22 protein-coding genes are annotated in these 23,267 nt (G+C 50.6%); 13 read left to right on the top strand and 9 right to left on the bottom strand.

Annotated elements, in window-relative coordinates; all coding sequences use genetic code 11:
* Positions 1-259: 259 nt before the first annotated feature.
* The 4 genes from BOC67_RS02340 to BOC67_RS02325 form a co-directional block, all read right to left on the bottom strand.
* Positions 260-826 (bottom strand): sigma-70 family RNA polymerase sigma factor, encoded by a 567-nt coding sequence (locus BOC67_RS02340; RefSeq protein WP_291906779.1) that lies wholly within the window; start codon positions 824-826, stop codon positions 260-262.
* Between the two features lie 219 nt (positions 827-1,045).
* Positions 1,046-1,549 carry a redoxin domain-containing protein gene (locus BOC67_RS02335; protein ID WP_291906778.1) on the bottom strand — a complete coding sequence of 168 codons (504 nt, stop codon included), beginning with the start codon at positions 1,547-1,549 and terminating at the stop codon, positions 1,046-1,048.
* A gap of 9 nt (positions 1,550-1,558) precedes the next feature.
* Positions 1,559-1,984 (bottom strand): MauE/DoxX family redox-associated membrane protein, encoded by a 426-nt coding sequence (locus BOC67_RS02330; protein WP_291906777.1) that lies wholly within the window; start codon positions 1,982-1,984, stop codon positions 1,559-1,561.
* A complete protein-coding gene (locus tag BOC67_RS02325; protein ID WP_291906776.1) occupies positions 1,981-4,206 on the bottom strand; it encodes a hypothetical protein in 2,226 nt (741 codons plus the stop codon). Before BOC67_RS02325 ends, BOC67_RS02330 begins: the two co-directional genes overlap by 4 nt.
* 309 nt (positions 4,207-4,515) lie before the next feature.
* Between BOC67_RS02325 and BOC67_RS02320 the strand changes: the two genes are divergently transcribed.
* Positions 4,516-7,734, top strand: coding sequence for an AsmA-like C-terminal region-containing protein (locus tag BOC67_RS02320; RefSeq protein ID WP_291906775.1), 3,219 nt, complete (start codon positions 4,516-4,518; stop codon positions 7,732-7,734).
* Between the two features lie 46 nt (positions 7,735-7,780).
* Here the strand turns inward: BOC67_RS02320 and BOC67_RS02315 are convergent, their stop codons facing one another.
* On the bottom strand, positions 7,781-8,227 hold the full coding sequence (locus BOC67_RS02315) for a hypothetical protein (RefSeq protein ID WP_291906774.1): 447 nt from the start codon (positions 8,225-8,227) through the stop codon (positions 7,781-7,783).
* Between the two features lie 256 nt (positions 8,228-8,483).
* Between BOC67_RS02315 and BOC67_RS02310 the strand changes: the two genes are divergently transcribed.
* Positions 8,484-10,127 carry a DUF6138 family protein gene (locus tag BOC67_RS02310; RefSeq protein ID WP_291906772.1) on the top strand — a complete coding sequence of 548 codons (1,644 nt, stop codon included), beginning with the start codon at positions 8,484-8,486 and terminating at the stop codon, positions 10,125-10,127.
* A gap of 41 nt (positions 10,128-10,168) precedes the next feature.
* Here the strand turns inward: BOC67_RS02310 and BOC67_RS02305 are convergent, their stop codons facing one another.
* The gene (locus BOC67_RS02305; RefSeq protein WP_291906771.1) at positions 10,169-10,831 is read right to left on the bottom strand and encodes a hypothetical protein; all 663 of its coding nucleotides are present in this window, start codon (positions 10,829-10,831) and stop codon (positions 10,169-10,171) included.
* Positions 10,832-10,986: 155 nt separating this feature from the next.
* Here BOC67_RS02305 and BOC67_RS02300 point away from each other — a divergent pair, with 155 nt between their 5' ends.
* On the top strand, positions 10,987-11,508 hold the full coding sequence (locus tag BOC67_RS02300; protein ID WP_291906770.1) for a DUF4199 domain-containing protein: 522 nt from the start codon (positions 10,987-10,989) through the stop codon (positions 11,506-11,508).
* Between the two features lie 78 nt (positions 11,509-11,586).
* On the opposite strand, the gene BOC67_RS02295 is transcribed toward BOC67_RS02300, so the two are convergent.
* Positions 11,587-12,480: a dienelactone hydrolase family protein gene (locus BOC67_RS02295; protein WP_291906768.1), complete on the bottom strand. Its 894-nt coding sequence runs from the start codon at positions 12,478-12,480 to the stop codon at positions 11,587-11,589.
* A 141-nt stretch (positions 12,481-12,621) separates the two neighbouring features.
* Between BOC67_RS02295 and BOC67_RS02290 the strand changes: the two genes are divergently transcribed.
* The 8 genes from BOC67_RS02290 (at position 12,622) to BOC67_RS02255 (ending at position 19,696) form a co-directional block, all read left to right on the top strand.
* Positions 12,622-13,197: a Crp/Fnr family transcriptional regulator gene (locus BOC67_RS02290; protein WP_291906766.1), complete on the top strand. Its 576-nt coding sequence runs from the start codon at positions 12,622-12,624 to the stop codon at positions 13,195-13,197.
* 62 nt (positions 13,198-13,259) lie between these two features.
* Complete coding sequence (locus BOC67_RS02285) at positions 13,260-13,700, top strand: carboxymuconolactone decarboxylase family protein (RefSeq protein WP_291906764.1); 441 nt, start codon at positions 13,260-13,262, stop codon at positions 13,698-13,700.
* Between the two features lie 105 nt (positions 13,701-13,805).
* Positions 13,806-14,243, top strand: a complete 438-nt coding sequence (locus tag BOC67_RS02280; RefSeq protein ID WP_291906762.1) for a hypothetical protein — start codon at positions 13,806-13,808, stop codon at positions 14,241-14,243.
* A gap of 114 nt (positions 14,244-14,357) precedes the next feature.
* Positions 14,358-15,062 carry a hypothetical protein gene (locus BOC67_RS02275; protein WP_291906761.1) on the top strand — a complete coding sequence of 235 codons (705 nt, stop codon included), beginning with the start codon at positions 14,358-14,360 and terminating at the stop codon, positions 15,060-15,062.
* A gap of 102 nt (positions 15,063-15,164) precedes the next feature.
* On the top strand, positions 15,165-15,887 hold the full coding sequence (locus BOC67_RS02270; RefSeq protein WP_291906760.1) for a metallophosphoesterase family protein: 723 nt from the start codon (positions 15,165-15,167) through the stop codon (positions 15,885-15,887).
* 235 nt (positions 15,888-16,122) lie between these two features.
* Positions 16,123-17,451 (top strand): ATP/GTP-binding protein, encoded by a 1,329-nt coding sequence (locus tag BOC67_RS02265; protein ID WP_291906759.1) that lies wholly within the window; start codon positions 16,123-16,125, stop codon positions 17,449-17,451.
* Complete coding sequence (locus tag BOC67_RS02260) at positions 17,438-18,073, top strand: RloB family protein (RefSeq protein WP_291906757.1); 636 nt, start codon at positions 17,438-17,440, stop codon at positions 18,071-18,073. Before BOC67_RS02265 ends, BOC67_RS02260 begins: the two co-directional genes overlap by 14 nt.
* A 135-nt stretch (positions 18,074-18,208) precedes the next feature.
* Positions 18,209-19,696 (top strand): arylsulfatase, encoded by a 1,488-nt coding sequence (locus BOC67_RS02255; RefSeq protein ID WP_291906756.1) that lies wholly within the window; start codon positions 18,209-18,211, stop codon positions 19,694-19,696.
* Positions 19,697-19,798: 102 nt separating this feature from the next.
* Here the strand turns inward: BOC67_RS02255 and BOC67_RS02250 are convergent, their stop codons facing one another.
* Both BOC67_RS02250 and BOC67_RS02245 read right to left on the bottom strand, forming a co-directional pair.
* Positions 19,799-20,548, bottom strand: a complete 750-nt coding sequence (locus tag BOC67_RS02250) for an ABC transporter permease (RefSeq protein WP_291906754.1) — start codon at positions 20,546-20,548, stop codon at positions 19,799-19,801.
* Positions 20,549-20,558: 10 nt separating this feature from the next.
* Entirely contained in the window at positions 20,559-21,341 is a 783-nt protein-coding gene (locus BOC67_RS02245) for an ABC transporter ATP-binding protein (protein WP_291906752.1), read from the bottom strand.
* A 240-nt stretch (positions 21,342-21,581) separates the two neighbouring features.
* Between BOC67_RS02245 and BOC67_RS02240 the strand changes: the two genes are divergently transcribed.
* Together BOC67_RS02240 and BOC67_RS02235 are read left to right on the top strand one after the other, a co-directional pair.
* Entirely contained in the window at positions 21,582-22,643 is a 1,062-nt protein-coding gene (locus tag BOC67_RS02240) for a DUF2314 domain-containing protein (RefSeq protein WP_291906751.1), read from the top strand.
* Positions 22,594-23,247 (top strand): YdeI family protein, encoded by a 654-nt coding sequence (locus BOC67_RS02235; protein WP_291906749.1) that lies wholly within the window; start codon positions 22,594-22,596, stop codon positions 23,245-23,247. Before BOC67_RS02240 ends, BOC67_RS02235 begins: the two co-directional genes overlap by 50 nt.
* Positions 23,248-23,267: the final 20 nt, after the last annotated feature.

Below are 23,267 nucleotides of genomic sequence, written 5' to 3'. Positions count from 1 at the left end.
TAAGGGAAATGAAAGTAGGTGGCCGGGGCGGCCTGTGAAAAACGAAAAAAATAAAAGGTTGTATCAAAAGTAACGCTCTGTGGTACCGCCCTGTGTTACCTTGCCCATGATGCCGATGGCATCGTTGGGTGGTAGCGGCCGCGAGTTGCGCGGGGGGGGGGGGTACTGCCAGATAAATTACTTTTGATACAACCTTTTTCCGTGGTGAAATTGGGTGCTTCTTTCTAGTGACCCCTGGTCACAAGACTCTTTAGTAATATCAGCTATAGTGATGTTTCAGCTTCTTACGCATAATACGTATGCAGGTATGCATATGATTTCTGATGGTCTGTGCGGACAGCTGGCTGTTGGCCATGATTTCCCTGCTGGATAAGTCGTGCAGGTAGCGTTGCTCAAACACTTTGCGTTGTTTGGGCGGGATGCATTTCATGGCTTTTAGAATGCCGTTATAAATCTCCTTGTCTTCGATGCCACGCTGGCGCATAGCTCCCATACGCTCATCTTCATAGTCCGGCATTGGCTGTTCCATCCGCTTTTTTTCCTTTTTGATAGCGTCATATGCCTTACGCTTCACGCATACCACGAGGTAACCTTTGAGGTTAATGGGAACGGGCAGGCTAGCTCTTTTATCCCAGATGGTGATAAAAGTATTTTGCACCACATCCTCCGCCAGACATCTGTCGTGCAGGATCCCATTTGCCAGCGTAATTAATTGCTTGTAATATGCGTTGTACAGTTCTTTGATGGCAGATTCCCGGTTGCACTGAAAAAAATCTGCCAGGTGGTCATTCGATGCTCGGTTGAATAATTTGTACTGGTTTGCCATTGACGAGATTTTGGATAAGGTTAACCCTTAACCCATCTCTCAGAAAAACCTGTCACAAAACCTGGTTATTGATCACCAACGCAGTAACACTTTTTCAAGTGGTCCCCAACTGCGTTGGTAATACAAGTATCGAATTATTTTTTCGAACTGCGAAGCAAAAAATTGTTAATCAATTGTGAATCCGGAATCGTAAAGTAATGATTAACAATTTCACTCCTGTCAATTTTCGGCAGCCACTTCCATAAGTTTCTTCGTTTCGGTAATCCCGTTGAACGCCTGTTTCAGCACGTGATAGCGGTTGTACACGGCGATGAACGGCACGCCCCTGATACCAAAGTATTTCAGCACGGCATATCCTGTATCGATGCCATAGGAGAAGTTTTGCGGGTATTTATCCAGCTTAAACTCCTGTTCATACTGCCTGATTTCGTCGAATTTGGCATTGGTCACTATGTACACGTGGGTTTTGCCCAGGCTGTCCGTCTTCTTCAGCAGGGCTTCCAGCTCTGCCTTGCAGTAAGGGCAGGTGTACGTTACATAGAACACGATGGCGGGGTTGCCGGAGGCGGTATCAATGGTGCCATAGGTACTATCCGTTTTCAGGAAGGACCAGGGCTGCAGCTTCTCCCCTTCCCTTCCGGAAATAAACGGCGGTGGCGGTGGCGCATCGAAGCAGCTGGTAAGGAATGCTATCCATACGGCCAGGGTTAATAATTTTTTCATACGATTATTTTAGAGCGCTACCTTGTTGGTGGCTGGCTTATCCCAGGCCAGGGCCAACCCGGCAGCGGCGGTTACAACAATATTGAATACCAGGTGCTGGGGCCAGGTCATCTGCTGCAGGACGCCTCCGCAATTACAGGGCAGCTTGGACGCAAAGACCAGGTTGGCAGCGATGTAGATCGTAAATGCGATCATTAAACCAAAGGCGGCATACAGCCCTTTGCGGCGCAGTGCCGGCACCAGCAGCAATACGGCGATGAGCAGTTCCAGGACAGGCAGGGCCCAGGCCAGCGCGGTGGCCATTGGCTTCAACACCGGCGTATTCCCGATCGCAAAACGGAATACGTCATGTTCTCTGAGCTTCATGATGCCGGTGTAAATGAACAGCGCGGAGATCAGGAAAGCAACGATTTCTACAAACCAGATTTTTTTCATGTAGTTACTTTTTGTTTATTGTCAAATGCGGCTTCGGCGATGTAGCCAATCACCAGTATCGTGAAGGCTGCCGAAACGAGGATAGGAAACAACTGAAACCGGAGGGCGATCGGCGAAGCGAAAACGCTGAAGCCCATGTTTACCGCCCATAGCGAGAAGGCCAGCAGCATGGCTTTCAGCATAATAGGCTTTTTATGCGCGCCCAGCACTACCAGCGAGATACAGCCGAATAAAAACAACACGCTGAACACCCCTACCATGATCGGATAAAAATCGAGGATAGGCGCTTTAAAGGATTTCAACCGCGTTTTCACCTTCCTGCTGGAATAATTGAACCATACCTTTGCTACTTCCTGCACACTGTCTATACCCATATTGTACTTCTCCAAAAACTCCACCGGCGGCGTATAGTATTTCAGGAAGTTGGGCCAGAGATAATATTCCGCAAATTCCTTCGGGTACATTTTGATGATCTCGCGGCCGTATTCATTGTACAGCGGTCCCATACTGGCCCACATTTTATGCTGGTTGGCGCTGTCTTTCGTGTTTTTGAACTGATCCCGCATGTAGGTTTGCAGTGGCGCGGTGCGCGTCCACATATACACGGTGCTGGCCTTCACCATTTCCGCCGGAAATCGCCGCGTATCGCGGGTGCTATCGTAAAACTCCCGGATGCGCTGATCCAGCGGCTGCAGTTTTTTAGGCACGGGTTTGCGGTGCGCGCTGTCCACATAACGGTAAGCATACATGGCGTTGTTGGCCATCTGCCAGCCGGTAAACGGACTGAATTGTTTGACGCCCGTCAGCTTTTTGTATTTATTGCTGGTAAACTGTACGAATAAGCCGATCAGCAAAACGGCAAACGCCAGGCCTGCCATTTTGAGCCAGATGCGCCTGCGCGCCAGCATAAACCCGAAGAAGGCGATCAACGGGTAAAACAGGGCATTGTAGCGCATCGTAAATGCGATAAACAGCACGACGCCATGCCAGAAAACCAGTTTAGGCGTTGGCCGGTACATGATCCAGAACAAGAGGGTAAACCAGGTCAGGCTCAGCGCGAGGAACATCGTATCGCTGGACACGTAGTTGCTCAGGTAGAGCAGCACGGGGTTGATCAGCACAAAGAGGAAGAGGATGATCTTCGTGGGTTTGGCCGGCTTCAGGAAATAGAACAGCGTGAACGTGAGGGCCAGCAGGCTGGCTTCCAGGCAGCAATACTGGAAGGCGACCAGCAGCGTGTCCGACTTGGAAAATACGCTGAACAAGCGCAGGAAGCGCGGGTAGCCAATGGGGTATGTGGATGTATCCAGGTTGCGGTAGGCGGAGTCCAGGTAGGCATAGGAATCCCCGTTGATGAACTGCGCAAAGGGATACAGGTACTTAAATACGGAAAACTGCACTGCCATCAGGAGAATGGCCGCTATCACATACCAGCGGTTGGCCGGGTTTTGAAAGATATATTGCGCCAGGGAGGCGTTGTCATAATTTTTATCCTGCAACTGATCCAGGGTGAAATTGAAATGATCCGCCACGATGATCTCCTGCCGCTCTACCATCACATCCAGCACATTGGCAGTGGCGGCGATACCGATCTTTTCCAGCTCCTGCACGGCCTGTTGCTGAAAATCTTCATCCGGGCGTTGCCAGCCGTTTTCCGGCGGATTGGAATAGTAATGCAGGGACACCCATACATTCCCGGTGATGGCATCGTTGCGGATTTCAAGGTCGGCAGCCGTTACGCCGGGATCCGTTACGGCGATATTGCAATCCTTCAGGAACAAGGGTTTCCACTCGCCGGTTTTCTTATGCAGTAAGGATAATTTTTTCAGCAATACGCTGACCGTGATCAGCTGCCGGTTTAATGGCAGGTCGGTGAGCTGCACCGCCCGCGCTTCCCTGCTGGTAATTTTTTTTGCGTAGGCTTTATAAAATTCCCGGTAGCCATATTTGCCCACGCTGTAACCCAGCGCACTTTCGAGGTTAGCAGGCTTGCGATGCGGCAGGATGGCGACTCTGAGCCAGGAGAACAGCCAGAGGATTGCCCTCCAAACGCCGGTGTGCTGTAAGTTCAGGGCGGTTAACTGTAACGGGTATCTGAAAAATCGCTGCCGGTAAAACAGGTAATCCGGCGTGAGCCCGGAGCTTGCTGCTGCTACTGCGCCATCCGTAGGGTGATCCGGAACTATTGTTTGAGGGTCCATAACAGGGCCGGTGTCGGACATTATTGCTTTTTTACTCATGGGGATAAAGATGGTAAGGCTTATGACGAATAATGATTACACACTTTGCTGGCATTCGCTGCTGTTTATACGGGCCCTCCATACAAGCCGGCAGCAGTTAAATCCCCTTTCAGGATGTTCGGTGTATTTTGAGGCCCAACAGGGTTATGCAATATAAAATCATGGTCTGCAACGGGAACGCAGCCGCCCGCTCCCCGGATTATTGCATAATTTTAACATTACCGGATGCATCCTACCCGGCTTACACATACAAAAATTTTATATTTTTACCGCCGGATGTAAGGCCATATCATGAAAAAAGGCAAGAAAATTTTAAGAATAGCGGGAATCACTTTTGGGGCATTTTTACTGATCATCATCATTGCAGCAGGAATACTCTATAGCCAACAACAGCGGCTGACCCAACTCGCAGTCAGGGAACTCAATAAACAATTTACGGGCGAACTGGTACTCGGCAACAGCAGTATCAACCCGTTTGCGCATTTTCCGTATATCTCCATCGTGTTGCACGATGTGAAATTCTATGCCAGCAAGAAAATGGACAAGGCCCCGATGTACGAGGTAGATAAGTTGTTTGTTGGATTTAGTTTGCCCGATGTTTTGAAGCAGCAATATAAGGTGCGGATACTGGTGGTGAACACGGCAAAGGTGCACATCCGCAGGGCTGCCAACGGCACCTTCGACATCGTGGAAGCCCATACCCTGCCCAAGGCCGCAGCCGCTCCGCCGGATACGGCCGCCGCGGAGGAAATGACGCTGGACCTGAAAAAGATCATCCTGAAAAATATCCATGTCACCTACCACGATGAAGCCACCGGCTGGAACGTAGCTACCCAACTGGATAAGATCACCACCGGCTTCAGCATGGCCAACAATCATATGGCCCTGAAACTGGACGGTAACCTCCTGCTGGACGTTACCGGGAAAACGGATACCACCCTGTTCAGGAACAAACATATTGCCTTGTCGCTCGCAGGGGATTACGATATGAACACCGCCTTCCTGCAGCTGGAAAAAGCCAATATCAAACTGGAAAAAGCCAGCCTTGACATCAAGGGCAACGCCAATTTGCAGCATACGCCGGTAGTGGATTTACAGGTGAAGGGCGACCGCCCGGACCTGAACCTCCTCTTTGCCCTCGTGCCGGCGGATGTAGCAGATAAGCTCACGCATTACCGCCGCGATGGCCGGATATTTTTTGACGGGAAAATCAAAGGGGCGATCAGCGAAAACCAGTTGCCTGCCATCACGGTAAATTTTGGTTGCGAAAATGTATGGTTCGAAAACACCAGCGTAAATAAGAAACTGGACTCCCTCGGCTTCCGCGGGTATTATACCAATGGCGCCGGCCACTCCCTGAAAACATCCGAGCTGCACCTGCTGGACATGGCGGCCAAACCCGGCAAGGGCGTGTTCAGAGGCAACTTCATGATTAAGGACTTTACCGACCCGCACATCATCATGCAGGTATATTCGGAGCTGAATATCCGCTTTGTGGGCGAGTTCCTCGGCATTAAAGACCTGGAACAGATTGAAGGGGACATCCGCCTCAACATGAACTTCCGCGAACTCGCGGATGTGCAGATACCGGAACAAAGCCTCGCGAAACTGAAGGAAGGCGTGCAGAGTGAATTGACCGTTACGAACCTGGCCTTCCGCATTCCGAATTATCCCCTGCCGGTAAGGAATGTCAACATCCATGCGCAGGTAGCGGAAGGGCGCTTAACGCTGGACACGCTCAATTTCCGCATTGGCGGGAGCGACCTCGCGGCAAGCGGCAGCCTGAGCGATCTGCCGGCCATCTTCCACAAACAAACAAAGCCGGTTAAGGTTACCTTCCAGCTAAACTCCAATAAGATCTTACCGGCAGAACTCATGCTGGCGGATTCGACCCACAAAAAACTGCGGGAGGAAATGATCACCAACTTCCGCCTGGCCGTAGCGCTGGAAACGAGCGTACATGAGCTGCTGCACCCAAATCCGTTACCAAAAGGGACTTTTAAAATTGAAGAATTCAAATCCAGCTTTAAGCGCTATCCGCATAGCTTCCATCATTTTGCGGCGGATGTAACCATTGGCGACACCATGCTCCTGGTGAAGAACTTCTCCGGCAATATCGACAGCAGTAACATCGCCCTAAAGGGACGGCTTACCAATTACAACCTCTGGTTTGACAAGATTAAGAAAGGCCGCACGGAACTGGCCTTTGACCTGAAATCCGACCGGCTGGCGGTCAATGACCTGATCAGCTCCCGCGGCCGCCAATTCATTCCCAAAGGCTACTGGTACGAACAGGCGAATAACCTCTGGCTGCGGGCAAGGTTGAAAATGCGTTACGATACTACCTTTAAGCGGGTGGATGCGCAGATTGCCAATATATCCGGCACGCTGAAAGAGCATCCTATCAGGATTGAAAATATCAAAGGGCGCGTGCGGTATGGTACCAACAAATACCTGGTAGTAGATACGCTGACGGGCAAGGTGGGCAGCAGCGATTTTGATATCAACCTGCACCTCTATGCCGGGCCAGACAGGCAAGGCAACAAGCGGAATAACCTGTTTGCCATCAAATCGTCGTACCTGAACATTGATGAGATGATGAACTACGACTTTACCGATCACCCGGAGGCGGACGTGAACGCACCGGTGAAAACCACTACCAGGCGGGAGAACGATAGTTTGCACAATGCGGGCTTCAATATCTTCAAGATTAAATTCAGCAACTTCGACGTGACGGCCGACGTAGGTAAGATCCGCTACCACAAGCTCTGGCTGCGCAACCTGAAAGCCGGCATTCACATGCAGGAGGATCAGAAAATAAAGATTGACACCATTGACGTGCAGATGGCCAAAGGACATATCGGCATGCGGGGCGTGCTGAATGCAGCCGATCCCAAACGCCTCTTCTTTGCCAGCAGTATTGCCATGGATACGGTGGACCTGAGCAAGATGCTGCTGAAGTTCGACAACTTCGGCCAGGATATGATCCTGAATAAAAACCTGAACGGCCGCCTCACGGGGCGTATCCGCAGCTTCATCAAACTGCATCCGGATTTAACGCCCATGCTGGATTCCACGCGGGCGTCCATGGATATCGAAATCCATAACGGCGCGCTGATCGACTTCGGGCCTATGCAGGCCATGGCTACCTATTTCAAGGACAAGAACCTGCGGATGATCCGCTTTGACACGCTGCGGAATAAACTGAGCTTTGCCGCGGCCACGCTGGACATTCCGAATATGAGCATCAATTCCTCCATCGGGTACATTGAAGTCAGCGGGAAGCAGTCGCTGGATACAAAGATGGCTTACCAGATACGGGTACCCATGAAAATGGTGACGCAGGTAGGCTGGCAGGCCTTATTTGGCCGCAAGCAGGAAGAAGTGGACCCTGACCAGGTGGATGCCATTGAGAGTGCGGATAAGAGCAAAAAAGGCCGGTTTATGCACCTCACTATTTCCGGCACGCCGGAGAAGTATAATATTTCATTGGGTAAGAAGAAGAAGTAACGGGACTGGACAAGCTGTGTTAAAAAACGGCGTGGCGCCGCAGGGGCTACCACGTCACATAACAGGCCACGCAGGCAATGAAGCTGGCGAACGTCAACCCGTGCAGGATCAGGTGTTCCAGGTTGGGTGCGGGATTTCCTTTCCTGTTGGGCAGCACAAAGATGGTTTTGCTGAACAGGCGTCGATGCAGTTCCGCCCAGTTCTTCTGCATGGCAAAACGGGGGCCGAAGAAATAAGGCGTCCACCAGGTGTAGATCTCCCCTATGAGAATAATGGCCAGTTCCACGCAGGCGATCAGCACCAGTACCTGGTAGCCGGAGAGCAAGGCTATTACCGGGAAGCCCATGGACAGGAAATTCATCACCGCTTCGCCGGCGTTTTCGGGCGTCGTATAGGCGCGGATGTTATTAAGCGGAAACAGGTCCAGTTTGGAAGTAGCCTGATGGTAGATCAGGTGCAGGTTAGTCATGAGTATAGCAAAGAGATAGAGCATGTCCGTAATGATTATGCGTCAAAAATGCGTCAAAACCAATGCGGAGCAAACAGGGAATCGGTTATAGTCGGCACTTTTACCGGCGAAAGCCCCTAAAATACCGGTTAAAATTTCAGGGACATTATTGCTATCGGCATAAGGCAGCCGCGCCTTTTTTTCACGGACGTAAGGGTATTCCCCGCGGCATTAATTTATCCCCCAAAAATTTTTAGAAAAAAAATGCCGTAATTTGATTCCTTCACCCAAAAAGGAAATCATGCTCACTGTACCGGAAACCATCAGCAGGAATATTACGACCGCTATTACAACGATGATTGATAAGCTGGAGGCCAAACGACCCGCTGCGGAGGTGATTAAGAGATCGCCGCTGCAAAAAGGTATTTTTCATATGGTCCGGTTCATTTATAAAAACGGAGATATACACCTGTACACCTCGGAGATGGACTATGGCGGCCCGGATCTGGCCTATGAAGGCATCCGGATGGACAACGCGCCGGCGGATGCGGCGGCAGTGGCCGAACTCACGCCTATGCTGCACCAGCTGCTCGAAACGGCCATTGCCCAATATGACACGCATCCTATCCTGCATTTTTATTTTAAGGTCACCGGTACTTTTATTACCCCTGCGGGCGAGGTGGAGATGGCCCCTTTCCTGCATATCAGCGAGGAGAAGCGGCAGCAGGTGATTGCAGCCGTGGATAAGTATGTGGCGCAAAAGATCCATAACGGGCAATACCCTACGAAAGAGCTGGATACGTTTATGCTGGCCAATCATCTTTTAAATCCTTTGTTAAGGGGAGATATAGCCGTGGCGGAGGTGACGGGGATCTTTGATAAAATAATTGCGCTGAACCGGCATAACAAGGAGGCATTGCACGTACACCGGCATAATATTACCAATACCCTTACCAGTTGGGCAGAAGAAGAATTCCTTCCGCGCTATTATACTGTTGTAAAAGACGAGCACCGGCTGCCGCAGTACACCCTGCGACCCGGCCACCCGGCTGCGCCGGCGGACCAGCTGGAGCTGCTGTTATATACCGCTGCGCAAATCATCCGGTATTCCCCCAACTACAGCCGGCCAACGGGGATTCGCTTTGCGGAGATGGCCAAAGAGCTGGGCAGCAAGCAGGCCGCAACGATGCTCGAGAGCGGCAGTGGTAAGTTTGCACCACTAACCACTCCGGCAGTGGCGGTGAAGGTAAATGATACGTTTGCCAAGGTGGACGTACACATCAAAGAAGAGTCTGACACCGCGTACGGGCAGGCGCTCGCTTACCTGGCGGAGCTGTTGGAACAGGGCTTCCCGCGGAGTTACAGCATACAGCTGAAATCGAAAATCAAACAATTGCTGCCTGTCAGGCAGCTGGGAAAAAATACTACACAGCGTTTTTTTGCCAATGCACTGCAATATCCATCCCTGTACCCGCTCCTGGAAAAATACGCCCGGGTAGCCATGGCAGAGGAATTTGAATGGTATGAAGATGCGGAGGCGGAATTTTGCTGCCTGCCCGGGAGCTATGCGGTATTCGGGCTTGGGTTGGCCGGTGAGGAATGGTTTCCGCTGGTGAGGGATTACCTGAAGCAGGTGGACGAGGAACATCAGTCCGTACAATATTATTTTGCGCTGGCGCTGGCCGAGAAACACGGTATAACGCCAACGACTATACCCGTACTGGTGGATTGCCTGCTGATATCCCCGTATGAAAAGCCGGCCAAACAGCTGGCGGATCTTCAACGGCCGGAGCATCTGCAGGTATTACTGGAGGAACTGAAGGGATTGGAAAAGTACCAGGCGCAGCAGGTGATTGCGCATATCTGGGGCAGTCATGATAAGTTGAAGGCGCAGGCGAAGAAGAAAGGCGCGCCGGAAGCTTTGGCGGCGCTGGCGGCGTTATAAAAAAATACCGTCAGCGGAAACGCTCCGCTGACGGTACTTACTTACGGCACTTGCGCCAATTTATTCACGTAGATGGTAAAGCTGGCGTTCACTTTTATCGCTTTCGCACCGCAGAGGGCGGCATTGTATGCCGGCTGCCGGCCGGAGTTATTCACCGCTTCCATCACGCAGGGATCGCTGAGGTCCGATGCCACCGCGGCGCCATTGTAATGGTACTGGCCTTTGATGCGGATGAATTGCCCTACATCTGTAATGCTTTGGATGTTCACATAAATTTTACTGTTAGACCTGTTTACATCGGTATCATAGAACAGGTAGTACACTCCGCCGCTGTAATCATCGGTAGCATTGCCGGTGACGATCTTTGCGGAACCGCCGGCGCCCATTACGCCGTCATACACGGTTTCCCCGGTGGTTAGCGGTAAAGGAAACGCGCCGCTGGAGATGTCGTACGTAACGCCATCCGCCTGGGTGCTGGCGTTGAGTACAAAATTATCAAAACCGGTTTTGGTGAATCTGATGAAGCCAACGCCTACCTGGTCGTCCCCGATGGCGGTAAATGATTTGTTTACATTACCGGTGATCTGAACGGATACGGTGTCTGCGGGTTTGTCAGCATTACCGGTATCGGCGGGTTTATCACTTTTACTGCAGGCTGCGGCAAGACAGGCCAACAAAGCAACGGAAAAAATTTTTCGAAACATGGTTAATTCTTTAAAAACGGCCTGCAAAATAATGAATTTATTTTTTCTGCATCAGGGGCCTCCTGGAATTAACAGCGGGCGTGGCAGGGTTTTCAAAACAATGCCTATTGGTTATTTGTAGTAATTTACGACGTGCATCTCAAACCGTTATCTCCATGAAAAAAATCGTGCTTACCTACGGCCTCATCGCCGGCGTGATCGTATCAGCCTGGCTGTCCGTCAACATCTGGATATTTTACCGCAATGGCGCTCCCTGCCAGAATGGGATGGTATATGGGTATGCCTCTATGATCATCGCGTTTGCGGCGGTCTTCCTGGGGATAAAGCGTTACAGGGATCAGTACCAGGGGGGCGTTATTACTTTCGGGAGAGCGTTTAAGGTAGGGCTGCTGATTACGCTCATTGCCTGCACGCTTTATGTGCTGGTATGGGAGGTGCTGTACCACTTTTATGTGCCGGATTTCATGGAAGTTTACTCCAAACAATACCTGGAAGATATGCGGGCCAGTGGCGAGTCCGCCGCGGCCATACAGGCGGAAGCGGAACGGATGGAGCAGTTCAGTGAACTATACCGGAACCCGCTGTTCAGGGTGCTGGCTACTTATATGGAGATACTGCCGGTGGGGTTGGCGATTACCTTGTTGTCCGCCTTGGTGCTGAAACGCAGGGGCGTGTAATGAAATCCCCCGATGGGTTGCCTCATCGGGGGATGGTAATTTGTTTGCAGCAAGCTTCCTGTTGGCCGGCGCTCCCTCCTACTTCAACTTCTCTTTAAAAAACTCAATCGTTCGCTTCCATGCCAAATCAGCCGCTTCCTTATCATACCGTGGCGTAGTATCATTATTAAACCCATGGTTTACATTGGGATAAATGTACGCCTGATACTCCTTATGGTTCGCCTTTAATGCCGCTTCATACGCAGGCCAGCCTTCATTGACGCGGGTATCCAGGCCGGCGTAGTGAATGAGCAGCGGCGCCTGGATCTGCGGCACCTGGTCTGTAGGCGGTTGGCCGCCATAGAATGGCACGGCGGCAGCCAGCGTAGGAATGCGTACCGCCATGAGGTTGGCAATAGCGCCGCCGAAGCAGAACCCTACCACTCCTACTTTCCCGTTGCAATCCGGATGTTGGCGCAGGTATTCGTACGCTGCAATGAAATCTTCCAGCATCTCGTTTTTATCGCGCCTGGCCTGCATTTCCCGGCCTTCGTCGTCATTGCCGGGATAGCCGCCTAAAGGCGTGAGCGCATCCGGCGCCAGGGTGATGAAGCCTGCCAGTGCGGCTCTCCGGGCCACGTCCGCGATATGCGGATTCAGCCCGCGGTTTTCGTGGACGACTACAATGCCGCCCAGCTTGCCCTTTGCGTCCGCCGGTTTGGAGAGCAGGCCTTTTATTTTGCCGCCTCCTTTGGGGGAATCGTAGGTGATAGTTTCGGATTGCAGGCGGGGATCGTCTTCCTTCACGCGGATGCTGTCTTTATAATCCGGCATCAGGAAGCTCATGAGCGAGCCAACGGTGAGGCCGCCAACGGCATATATCGACAACTTCTCCATGAAAAGTCGCCGTGGCAGGCGGTTGTGGGCATAATCGTCATACAGGTCAAAGACCTCCTGACTGATGTCTTCTTTCTTAATATCTTTTTTGTCCATTATTTCCGGTGTTTGTTACTAAAGAGGTGTTTGTTATTAAAGATAAAACATCCCCGGCGGAAAGTCAACCACGCTATTACGGGATAAAGTACGCCGCCTTCCCGTAGAAAACGTTATTTTCGGCATGGAAGATTCCTTTTTATGTTAGATACTTTCAGGGCGCATGTATTAAAATATGTAACGGTGGATGAGGCCACCATCGCGGCTGCGGGTAGTTTTTTCCAGGTAAAAAAATTCCGGAAAAAAGAAAACCTGCTTTCCGAAGGGCAGCTGGCACGCTATAATTATTTTATTGCAGCCGGCTGCGTACGCAAATATTTCATCAACAATAAAGGCCAGGAACAAACAACGGACTTTGCCATAGAAAACTGGTGGATGACGGATCTAGCCGCTTTTTGGGGCCAGGGAAAAACGGAGATCAATATCCAGGCCGTGGAGCCCACTACTGTGCTGATGATTGACCGGCAAAACCTGCAACGGTTGTTCGCAGCGCATCCCTTCATGGAAAGCTACTTCCGGCAGATCTATCAAAAAGCCTATGCAGCCGCGGAAAACAGGATCCGTTACCTGTACGAGTTTTCGCGGGAGGAGCTGTACCTGCACTTCTACCGGCAGTTCCCTGAATTCACCCGGCGGGTGCCGCAATACCTGCTGGCCTCCTACCTGGGATTTACCCCGGAATACCTCAGCGAGATCAAAAGAAAACTGGAATCTTAAACCAGTTTAAGATCCTGCGTGTTTCCCTGGCGTAGCTTTGTATCAACAAAAAAACAAGTAGTATGAAACAACGCATGAACATCGCCCAGGTGGATCCGGGTGTGTACAAAGGCCTGGTAGCCACTGATCAGTACCTGCACCACAGCAGCCTTACCCCGATTGAACTCAACCTCATCTACCTCCGCGCTTCCCAGATCAACGGTTGCGCCTATTGTTTGGACATGCATTCCAAAGATGCGCTGAAGGCCGGCGAAACTGCACAACGTATATTCGTGCTCGATGGATGGCGGGAAACCAACCTCTTTTCGCCGGAGGAAATGGTGATCCTGAAAATGACGGAAGAGATTACGCTGATTAAGGACAAAGGCTTGTCTGCCGAAACGTATGAAGAAGCGACGAAGTATTTTGACCAGCATAAGATTGCGCAGTTGATTATGGCGGCGGTGATGATTAATGCGTGGAACAGGATTGCGATAAGTACGCATTTGGAGATAGGGGCTTAAGCAATCGCCTGTAACCGTGCAGCCGTTCACATTAGCATCCCCGGGGATGCTTTTCTTTTGCAATATCCCCTATCTTTGGCGTCCATACTTAAAATCTAGCCACATATGAATTGGAAACACGCCATTGCTTTTTTGTTTGCCTTACTCGCCGGCAGCTACACCTTTGCCCAATCCGCACCCGGCAAAACCCTCACGCCCGGAAAGCACAACTTCACCTTACAATGGATCAGCTGGGACGTGCCGGGCAAGGTGAACATCGTTAAAAATGCCGATGGCACGTTTGCCATCAAAGGCGAGCAGTATAGCGACGACAAAAAGGATTTCGTGACCATTGACGGTACCATCACCCAAACCTCCCCGGCGGAGCTGGTGTTTACCGGCACTATCCGTACCCGGTACAGCAATGTCAACAACGGGGAAGTTTGCGAAAAAAAGGGCACCTATCACTTCCTCTCCAAAGGCGCGCGCAAATACTGGCGCTTGCAGGAAATGGATAACTGCGAAGGCAATAACGTGGTGGACTATGTGGACATTTTCTTTTAGCGCCAGGGCCTAAAGGGCTTGCTGGCGGTACTAACCCGGCGCCTAAAAAATAACCCGGATTTTTCTGGCAATTGCGGGCCGCAGGCCCTAACTTTAAGATAAATCCACCATCACATGAAAACACTGTTTAACTTATGCCTTTCGGTATGCCTGACTGTAGCCGGGCTCTTTACCGCACAGGCGCAATCGCCTGTAATCGGCGCCTGGGGCGCTTATAACGGGGGCGATACCACCATCCTCCTGGTGACGCCCACCTATTTTTCCATCACCACTTACAATGCCCAGGGGTTTAAATCCACCTTTGGCGGCACCTGGCAGGGCAAGGCGGACGACGCCGGGGAACTGGTCATCGAGTTTAATACGGCGGACAGTACCCAGGTTGGAAAGCGTATTGAAGCCGGCGTTACGTTCGACGGCGATCAGTTTGTGACCAGCATTGGCGACACCAAAACCACCTGGACCCGCATCGACTATGGCCAGGGCGAGCTGGCCGGCCTCTGGCAGATCTCCGGCCGGGAGTCCAACGGTACGATGAACGCCATTCAGCCCGGCGACCGGAAGACCATCAAGATCCTTACCGGCAGCAGGTTTCAATGGGTTGCCATCAACACCGCTACCGGCCAGTTCTTTGGTACCGGCGGCGGAACCTACACCTTTGAAAACGGCGTATATACGGAACGGTTAGCCTTCTTTTCCAGGGATCATAGCCGCGTAGGCGCCAGCCTGCAATTCAAAGGCGCGGTAAACGGCAACAAGTGGGACCACAGCGGCAAAAGCTCGCAGGGCGCGCCCATCCATGAAGAATGGACCCGACAATAGAAAATAATTCGCATATGCGTAAGGGTTACCGCCACCGGTAACCCTTTTTTTGCCCGGCGCATGTCGTAAAATCTCCATAAATTAATAGCATAATACATAGTCATGGCGAACAGGATTATTGCGATTGGAGATATTCACGGCGGGTTAAGGGCACTCATTCAACTCCTTGAAAAACTACAACCGGACGCATCGGATCAATTGATATTTTTAGGCGACTACGTGGACGGCTGGTCGGAATCCGCGCAGGTGATCGACCTGCTGATCCGGCTTTCCACGGAATTAACCTGCATTTTTATAAAGGGCAATCACGACGCCCATTGCGAATCCTGGCTGACGGGCCACCCGCTGAATCCCCGCTGGCTAACGGGGCACGGCTATTCCACCATCTGGAGCTATGCCGGTTATACGGCAGCGCAAAAGCTGACCCACCTGGAATTTTTCCGCAGCATGAAATACTTCTATACCGACGCCTCCAACCGGCTGTTTGTACACGGCGGCTTTACCGCGGCCAACGGGCCTGCCTATGAGGACGATGTGAGCGTGCTCACGAAGGACCGCACCCTGTGGGAGCTGGCGCGCGCGTCCGACAGCCGGGATAAAGCCATCTTCCCCAAGAAGCTACAGCTGTTCAAGGAAATTTTCGTTGGGCATACCCCTACCCTCAACTATGATTCGGACGTGCCTATGCATGCCTGCAATATGTGGAACATTGATACGGGAGCGGTGTTTTACGGGAGGCTGAGCGCGATAGATGTGGTAACGAAGGAGGTGGTGCAAACGGACGTGGTGAAGGAGTTGTATCCGGGGGAGCGGGGCAGGAATTAGGACTTCCTGCTGTGTTGGCTCTCCGGCTTTAGCGACAATTAGTTTATGTTAACCCCATTGGTATTTGCTACCAGCAAGATATGGAGTTTGTACATGATCCCGGATAATCGATTCAAATTATTGGGTGCTGAGGAATTATATTGAAGAGGCTGCTATTGTCCATGTAAAATAGCCTATTTTTACATTTTATTCGTTATTTTTGTAAGACAGTTACATAAAACGAGTATAAAAACAAATGATTATTAATTTTTCCATACAAAACTATAAATGCCTCAAGGACAAAGTAACCCTTAGTTTTGAACCCGAAAATTCGGACCGGCTGGAAAAATACTATATAACCGAGCCATCTCCGGGCATTAAGCTACTCAAGCTAGGCATACTTTACGGCTCTAATGGTTCCGGAAAAACCACCATCCTGCAAGCATTGAACTTTTTGCGGCAGCTTGCCATTACCCCTAGCAATCAAAAGCAGGAACTTCTTGAGTTCGAACCATTTCTTTTCGACAAGACCTCCAGCAATGCGCCCACCATTTTTGAGTTAAATTTCGTTTGTGCCGGGCGTAGGTATCTGTACGAGCTACAAATAAGCAAGCAGGAGGTGATTTCAGAAAAGTTATACTATTACACGCCTAAAAAAGCACTCGTATTTGAAAGGAGTACGGATGCTGAAAAACAACTAACCAACATAAAATTTGGCAGTAAGATAAAGCTAAAAAAAGCGGAAGAAGATATACTGATCATCAACACACTCTGGAATGCTACGGTTTTAAGCAGTTTCCTGAAAACGAATATTGATTTTACAGCACTCAAAGAAGTTACAGACTGGTTCCTCGAGGTCCTGCATCACCTTATCACCCCAAAAACAGATTTGTTTGATAGTACCAGCAGACGCTTGAATACCAACTCCACTATCAAGGATAATGTACTTCTGTTCATGAAAAAAGCTGATTTTGGCATCACGGATATTTTTATTGAAAAGAAAGAGGCCAAATTAGGGAATGACTTAAAAGAAATTTTAATTCTGATAAATGAACATGAAAAAAAGAAAGGAAGAGGTATTGACCTCAAAGAAGTTGACCTGATTGAAGGAATCGAGATACACTTCGAACATGCGGTGCAACAAGGAGATGAGTATATAAAATACGGCCTGCCTTATGCTGAAGAGTCACAGGGTACTAAGCGATACTTTCAGTTTAGCGGAATTTTAAATGAAATGCTAACCACGACAAAAGTTATCCTCATCGATGAATTGGAATCGTCCTTACATCCTGACCTTGTAAAACACTTCTTATTGCTGTTCCTTGTCAATTCCAGCTCCTCCCAGCTGATTGCAACTACTCATTACCGCGAGCTGCTGATGGAAAGAGATATACTTCGGGATGATGCCATTTGGTTCACTGAGAAGAAACCAGACGGCTGTATAGACCTTTATTCATTGAGTGACTTTGACAGTTCTGTGATTAGAGATACTTCTTCTGTTTTCAATGCATACAAATCCGGGAAACTGGGTGCAGTGCCATCATTAAGTGATTATTACATCGAATTATCCCATGACGAGAAGTAGCAACAAAAGAAAAGGCGTTGGGCGAAAGACTTATGCTATTTTAGTAGATGGCGAAACGGAAAAATGGTATTTGGATAAGCTCAGGAGCTATGAAAACCCTTCCGGAATAATAATAAAACCTGACCTGCCAAGTAAAAAATCACTCCAAGAGCAGTTTGAAGCCGTTAAACAGAATGCTCTCGTTTATGATGTTTCTATTTGGATCGTAGACCTTGATGTTGTCCTTTCTGAAAAGCAGGAAAACACATTCAATAATTATTTATCTGAAATTTCAGGAAATAAATCTCTACAACAACGAATCTACGTGTTGGTCAATACACCATCCCTGGAGTTTTGGTTTCTATTGCATGTAGAAGACACTGGGAAATATTATCCGGATTGCGCTTCAGTAATAGCCGCGTTAAGAAAACATCACCCATTGAAAGACTATACTAAGAGTGAAAAGTATTTCATCCGCAGCAACCCGGATATTTATGCAAGACTACGCCCCTATTTGTTGGATGCCCTGAGATTTTCGCGGAAACGTGGCCATTACGATCCTCTTAATCCTAAAAAAGGAATCGCTGAGTTGTACCGGCTTTTTGAGCTATTGGGGCTCGATAAGGAAAAGACAAAGCAATAAATCGGGCTTACTGCCCCCCGTAGTCAAAAAATAGAAAGCAGAAAAAACTCCATCCCTCTCCGCAAACGCTTGCATAAAATAATTCCCCCGGTATCTCCAAATCAATGTATTTTCCCAGTTCAAACACCACGGAACATGAACATGAAAAACAGCATCCTGTTGCTGCTAACCCTTGCTGCCGGCACTCAAACGCAGGCCCAGCAAGGCAAGCAACGGAAACCAAACATCATCTTCATCTATGCGGACGACCTGGGCATAGTAGAAACCGGGCCTTACGGGCAGCAAAAGATCAAAACACCGCGGCTCGACCAGCTGGCGCGCGAAGGCGTGCGGTTCAACAAGTTTTATACTTCCACACCCGTATGCGCGCCGGCCAGGTGTATGCTGCTCACCGGCCGCCATGGCGGACATAGCTATATCCGCGGGAATTATGAAATGGGCGGCTTTGAAGATGAAAAGGAAGGCGGACAAATGCCGCTGCCGGAGGGTACTGTCACCATCGGGCATATGCTGCAACAGGCCGGCTATAAAACCGCCGCCATTGGCAAATGGGGCCTCGGTATGCAAAACACGACGGGCGATCCCAATAAACAGGGATTCGATTACTTCTACGGTTATCTCGATCAAAAGCAGGCGCATAACTATTACCCGACGCACCTCTGGGAGAATGGTAAGGCTGATAAGCTGAACAATGATTACGTATTCGTACACAAACAGATTAAGCCGGAACAGGCGACGGACAGCATCTTCAACCTCTTCAAAGGGAAAGATTACGCCGTAGACGAGCTTACCAAAAAAGCGGCGCAGTTCATTACCTCCCACCGCAACCAGCCCTTCTTCCTCTACCTCCCCTACACGATCCCGCATGTATCGCTGCAGGCGCCGGATTCGGCCGTACGTAATTACATCGGCCAGTTCGATGAACAGCCCTACCTGGGCCAGCAGGGCTACAACCCGGTGAAGTACCCGAAATCCACCTACGCCGCCATGATCACCTACCTGGATACGCAGGTTGGCATCGTGATGGACCTGGTGAAAAAACTCGGCCTGGACGATAACACCATCATCCTGTTTTCCAGCGATAACGGCACTACCTTCAACGGCGGTGTAGATCCGGCCTTCTTCAACAGCGTAGGCAACCTGCGCGGCCTGAAAATGGACCTCTACGAAGGCGGCATCCGCGAACCGCTGATTGCCAGGTGGCCGGGCAGGATCCCTGCGAACACCACCTCCGATGTACTGTCCGCACAATACGATATCATGGCCACCTTTGCCGCCATCGCCGGCGTTAAAGCGCCTGCCAACGACGGCATCAGCCTGCTGCCTGCCCTCACCGGCAACCCTAAGGCCATGCAGCAACGGGAATACCTGTACTTCGAATACCCGGAAAAAGGCGGGGCCGTGGCCATCAGAACGGGCGACTGGAAAGCGATAAAGACAGGGATGAAAAAAGACAGGAACGCACCGTGGCAACTGTACAACCTCGCAACGGACCCCGGCGAGCAACACGATGTTGCGGCGAATCATCCGGCGATGCTACCGCGTTTTGATGCCATCGTTGCCATGGAACACCGCAATGCGCATTTGCTCGAATGGGAGTTCATTAACAACAGGAAGGATTAGTTCTTCCCCCAAAAAATAAAAAAAATTACTCCCCGGAAAATAAAAAAAGTCCGCAGGAAGATCAAACCCCTGCGGACTACCATTATGAATAAAGCGTATTTTCTATTTACTGTCCCACTTGAAATACTTCACGCCCAGCGCCACGAAAATCAACGTATAGGCGAGCGTGCCTGCAAGGGCAAGCGTATGATCCATGGTCCAGGATAAGGGTTGCAAACTTCCTGCCAGCGCTTTCTGCACCACGCCGTAGGGCGACCAGATCACCACTTTTTTGACCACATCGCCCAACACCCCAAACTGCCCGAACATCCCCACCATGATGAAGGCGAAATACACCAGGCGCGTAGTGCTGTTCACGGTTTCAGGGTTTTTTATCAGCCCGGTGATCAGCTGCCCCAAACCGAGGTAAAGGCAACCCGCCTGCAGTGTCATTAAAAATCCTGTTAAATATCCCAGTGCGGAAATACGGATTCCATCCACGGCAAAACCCACGGTAAACACCAGCAGCGTCATCACGGCGATCAGGGTAACCTGTACGGATATACGGGAAAACATAATCGTCCAGGAGGATACGGGCGCTACGCGCAGGCGCTGGAACACGCCTTTGTCGCGGTCCCGGGCGATGGAATTCGTGTACCCCATTAACCCGATGCTGGTTAAACCGATGGTCAGCACGGAAGACAACACCACAAATGCGCCCAGGTGATTCACCAGTCCCTTCCAGGAGATGAGGATGATCAAAGGCACGGCCAGCACAAGCCGCAGCGAACGGCGGTTGCGCCACACGGTGGTAAAATCCGCCCGCATCAGGGCTGCTAATACTTCTTTGGTTGCAGGTATTTGGATAGCCATTTATATTGAGTTATGAACGTACAGCACGTCCGGTTAAACCAATGAACACATCTTCCAGCGTAATTTTCCCTTTGCGCGAGGCCCGGATCACTTCCGGATGGTGGCGGTGCAGGTCTATCAACCTTTCCGGCGTATCGATCGCGATAATGCGGCCATGGTCGATGATGGCAATGCGGTCGCACACTGCTTCCGCCTCTTCCATGGAGTGTGTGGTCAGCAGTACGCCATGCCCCTGCTCCCGGATCGCTTCAATGCGCTCCCAGAGCTGCCGGCGGGATTGCGGATCCAGGCCGGTGGTAGGCTCGTCCAGCAATACCAGCACGGGATTATGGATGGTGGAAATCAGCAGGGAAATTCTTTGCTGCTGCCCGCCGGATAACTGCCCAAACTTTTTACCGGCAGCATCCTGCAGTTGTATTTCTTCCAGTTTTTGGGCGATATCGGCAGCGGATAATTTCACGCCGTAAATGCCTGCGAAGAGGCGTAGTATATCCGTGATCGTTAGCTCCGGTTGGTAGCTGGTGGACTGTAACTGAACGCCCATATTGGCTTTTGCCTGTAACGGCTGTTTGACCACATCGTAACCCGCTACGGTGATCGTGCCGGCATTGGGCTGCAGCAGCCCTTCTATGGCGCTGAGCGTACTGGTTTTGCCGGCGCCGTTGGGGCCCAGCAAACCGAATATTTCCCCGGGCTTTACGCTGAAGGATACTTCCTTCACCGCTGCAAACTGCCCGTAATAAACGCTGATCTGATTTACATCCAGGATCAATGACGCTTCAGTTGTAATCATTGTAGGGTAATTGTTTTGATTGCGTTACAAATGTAGGCACCGGGCGCGTACTTTCTATATCCAAAAAGGCGAATGCCGGGCAACCTGCCGGTCAAACCATCACATTTACCGGTAAAAAAGATTTACGTATTTTTATTCCCTGACCGGAAGTCCATGCAACGGTCCTTGTCGTATATATTATTGCTATTACCCCACATCGATCACATTTATTAATTACAACATCTGTAAATCGTTAATATAATGGCGTTATTTTCCCCAATCAGGCGCAGCATCCGGAGCTATTACCGGGAATTTGTGCAGTTTTTCCTCAGCCGGCCGGTGAACCCTATCGAACAGCCCTGGCATGAGATCACTGACGGATTGCCTACCCCGCCCCTCACCCCTGAAAATTATGAGGAGCTGGCCTATAAAGCCATGAACACCATCCATTATTTTAAATCCGCCCTGCAAACCCCGCGGGAACAACAACACAGCTTTGCCTTACGGGTACGTATCACCAAAGGCAATATTACCGCAGAGCCCTGGCTGACGTCCCCTCAAATCAAGAACGGAGAGGTGACCGGCATTATCGGCAATAAAACAAATTTGAAACGCTCCCGCCCCGGCACAAAGGTGACCGTCCCGGAAACGGCCATTATTGATTGGATGATGGTGGAGGACGACTTTTTGCTCGGCGGCTATTCCATACGCATCGGCATCAAGAACCTGGAACGGTGGGACCGCCGCACGGTGTACGACCATCTCCCCTACGAAGTGGACGATGGCCATGACCATTTCAAACACGACCTCAGTACGCCGGAAGGCGCGCTGCTCCTGCTCGGCGACGCCATCGATGAAAGGGACACCGATAAAATCCGCTACTGTAAAGACTTCTACCGGGAGGCGCTCTACCTGCTTGGCACCAGCACTCACCCCAGCGTGCCCAGGCCGATCACGGAAGAAATGGTGGAAGCGCTGGAACAGCGGCTGGAAGAGGTCTTCATTAAATTCAACACCCTCCCGGAAACGACGTCGTTCTACGATGCGAAACGCGCATTCCTCTATCGCCGGGAATGCCCGATGAATGTTTGGGAAATAACAGAAATTAGAACATATTACAACCCGAAATTCAAGACCATGCACCTGATCAACGTGCAGGAAACGAAGGACGGCTGGAAAGTGCTGAGTAACATGAACGACGTGCAGCTCTATCCCCGGCCTAAGAACGATAAAGGACCGATCATCGACCTGACTGGTGACCATATTAAGTTTTATGAAGACTACAACTTCCCGCTCTTCCTCAAAAACAGGAAAAAAAACTGATCCGAGGATAGACGCCTACCTGGAGAAAGCGGCAGATTTTGCCATACCAATACTCACGCACCTGCGCGAGCTGGTACACGACGAATTCCCCGAAATTACCGAAACCATCAAATGGGGTTTCCCGCATTTTGAATACCATGGCGCCATCCTCTTCAGCATGGCCGCTTTCAAAAAACATTGCGCGGTGGTGCTGTGGAAAGCCAGCATCATGGAGGATCCGGACAACATCCTGTCCGAAGTAGGGGAATCCGGCATGGGCCACCTCGGCAAATTGGAGACACTAAAAGACCTCCCTTCAGACAAGATCCTGAAGAAGTACCTGAAGCAGGCCGCCAAACTCATTGACGAAGGTGTGAAAGTACCGAAGAAGCCCGTCAGCAAGGAAAAGAAGGAAATCACCGCGCCGGACGACCTGATGGCCGCGCTGAAAAAAAATAAAGCCGCGCTCAAAACATATGAAGCATTCAGCTACTCCAACAAAAAGGAATACGTCAGCTGGATTGAAGAAGCGAAAACGGATGCCACCCGGCAAACCCGCATCGCCACAGCGGTTGAGTGGATGGCGGAAGGAAAGATCCGCAATTGGAAATACGTGAAGAAATAAAAGAACGGGCCGCGGTTTGC

It is taken from the genome of Chitinophaga sp. CB10 (genome assembly GCA_001870995.2).
Taxonomy (GTDB): domain Bacteria; phylum Bacteroidota; class Bacteroidia; order Chitinophagales; family Chitinophagaceae; genus Chitinophaga.
Note: the sequence above shows the minus strand (reverse complement) of the source record. Positions and strands in the feature narration are given on the sequence as shown.

Excerpts from the sequence above, each read along its gene's own strand:
- BOC67_RS02325 (WP_291906776.1), bottom strand. The coding sequence starts at position 4,206 with ATGTCCGACACCGGCCCTGTTATGGACCCTCAAACAATAGTTCCGGAT.
- BOC67_RS02250 (WP_291906754.1), bottom strand. The coding sequence starts at position 20,548 with ATGGCTATCCAAATACCTGCAACCAAAGAAGTATTAGCAGCCCTGATG.
- BOC67_RS02275 (WP_291906761.1), top strand. The coding sequence starts at position 14,358 with ATGAAAACACTGTTTAACTTATGCCTTTCGGTATGCCTGACTGTAGCC.
- BOC67_RS02245 (WP_291906752.1), bottom strand. The coding sequence starts at position 21,341 with ATGATTACAACTGAAGCGTCATTGATCCTGGATGTAAATCAGATCAGC.
- BOC67_RS02335 (WP_291906778.1), bottom strand. The coding sequence starts at position 1,549 with ATGAAAAAATTATTAACCCTGGCCGTATGGATAGCATTCCTTACCAGC.
- BOC67_RS02290 (WP_291906766.1), top strand. The coding sequence starts at position 12,622 with ATGTTAGATACTTTCAGGGCGCATGTATTAAAATATGTAACGGTGGAT.
- BOC67_RS02255 (WP_291906756.1), top strand. The coding sequence starts at position 18,209 with ATGAACATGAAAAACAGCATCCTGTTGCTGCTAACCCTTGCTGCCGGC.
- BOC67_RS02295 (WP_291906768.1), bottom strand. The coding sequence starts at position 12,480 with ATGGACAAAAAAGATATTAAGAAAGAAGACATCAGTCAGGAGGTCTTT.
- BOC67_RS02235 (WP_291906749.1), top strand. The coding sequence starts at position 22,594 with ATGAAGACTACAACTTCCCGCTCTTCCTCAAAAACAGGAAAAAAAACT.
- BOC67_RS02260 (WP_291906757.1), top strand. The coding sequence starts at position 17,438 with ATGACGAGAAGTAGCAACAAAAGAAAAGGCGTTGGGCGAAAGACTTAT.
- BOC67_RS02285 (WP_291906764.1), top strand. The coding sequence starts at position 13,260 with ATGAAACAACGCATGAACATCGCCCAGGTGGATCCGGGTGTGTACAAA.
- BOC67_RS02280 (WP_291906762.1), top strand. The coding sequence starts at position 13,806 with ATGAATTGGAAACACGCCATTGCTTTTTTGTTTGCCTTACTCGCCGGC.
- BOC67_RS02240 (WP_291906751.1), top strand. The coding sequence starts at position 21,582 with ATGGCGTTATTTTCCCCAATCAGGCGCAGCATCCGGAGCTATTACCGG.
- BOC67_RS02270 (WP_291906760.1), top strand. The coding sequence starts at position 15,165 with ATGGCGAACAGGATTATTGCGATTGGAGATATTCACGGCGGGTTAAGG.
- BOC67_RS02330 (WP_291906777.1), bottom strand. The coding sequence starts at position 1,984 with ATGAAAAAAATCTGGTTTGTAGAAATCGTTGCTTTCCTGATCTCCGCG.
- BOC67_RS02320 (WP_291906775.1), top strand. The coding sequence starts at position 4,516 with ATGAAAAAAGGCAAGAAAATTTTAAGAATAGCGGGAATCACTTTTGGG.
- BOC67_RS02315 (WP_291906774.1), bottom strand. The coding sequence starts at position 8,227 with ATGCTCTATCTCTTTGCTATACTCATGACTAACCTGCACCTGATCTAC.
- BOC67_RS02300 (WP_291906770.1), top strand. The coding sequence starts at position 10,987 with ATGAAAAAAATCGTGCTTACCTACGGCCTCATCGCCGGCGTGATCGTA.
- BOC67_RS02305 (WP_291906771.1), bottom strand. The coding sequence starts at position 10,831 with ATGTTTCGAAAAATTTTTTCCGTTGCTTTGTTGGCCTGTCTTGCCGCA.
- BOC67_RS02310 (WP_291906772.1), top strand. The coding sequence starts at position 8,484 with ATGCTCACTGTACCGGAAACCATCAGCAGGAATATTACGACCGCTATT.
- BOC67_RS02340 (WP_291906779.1), bottom strand. The coding sequence starts at position 826 with ATGGCAAACCAGTACAAATTATTCAACCGAGCATCGAATGACCACCTG.
- BOC67_RS02265 (WP_291906759.1), top strand. The coding sequence starts at position 16,123 with ATGATTATTAATTTTTCCATACAAAACTATAAATGCCTCAAGGACAAA.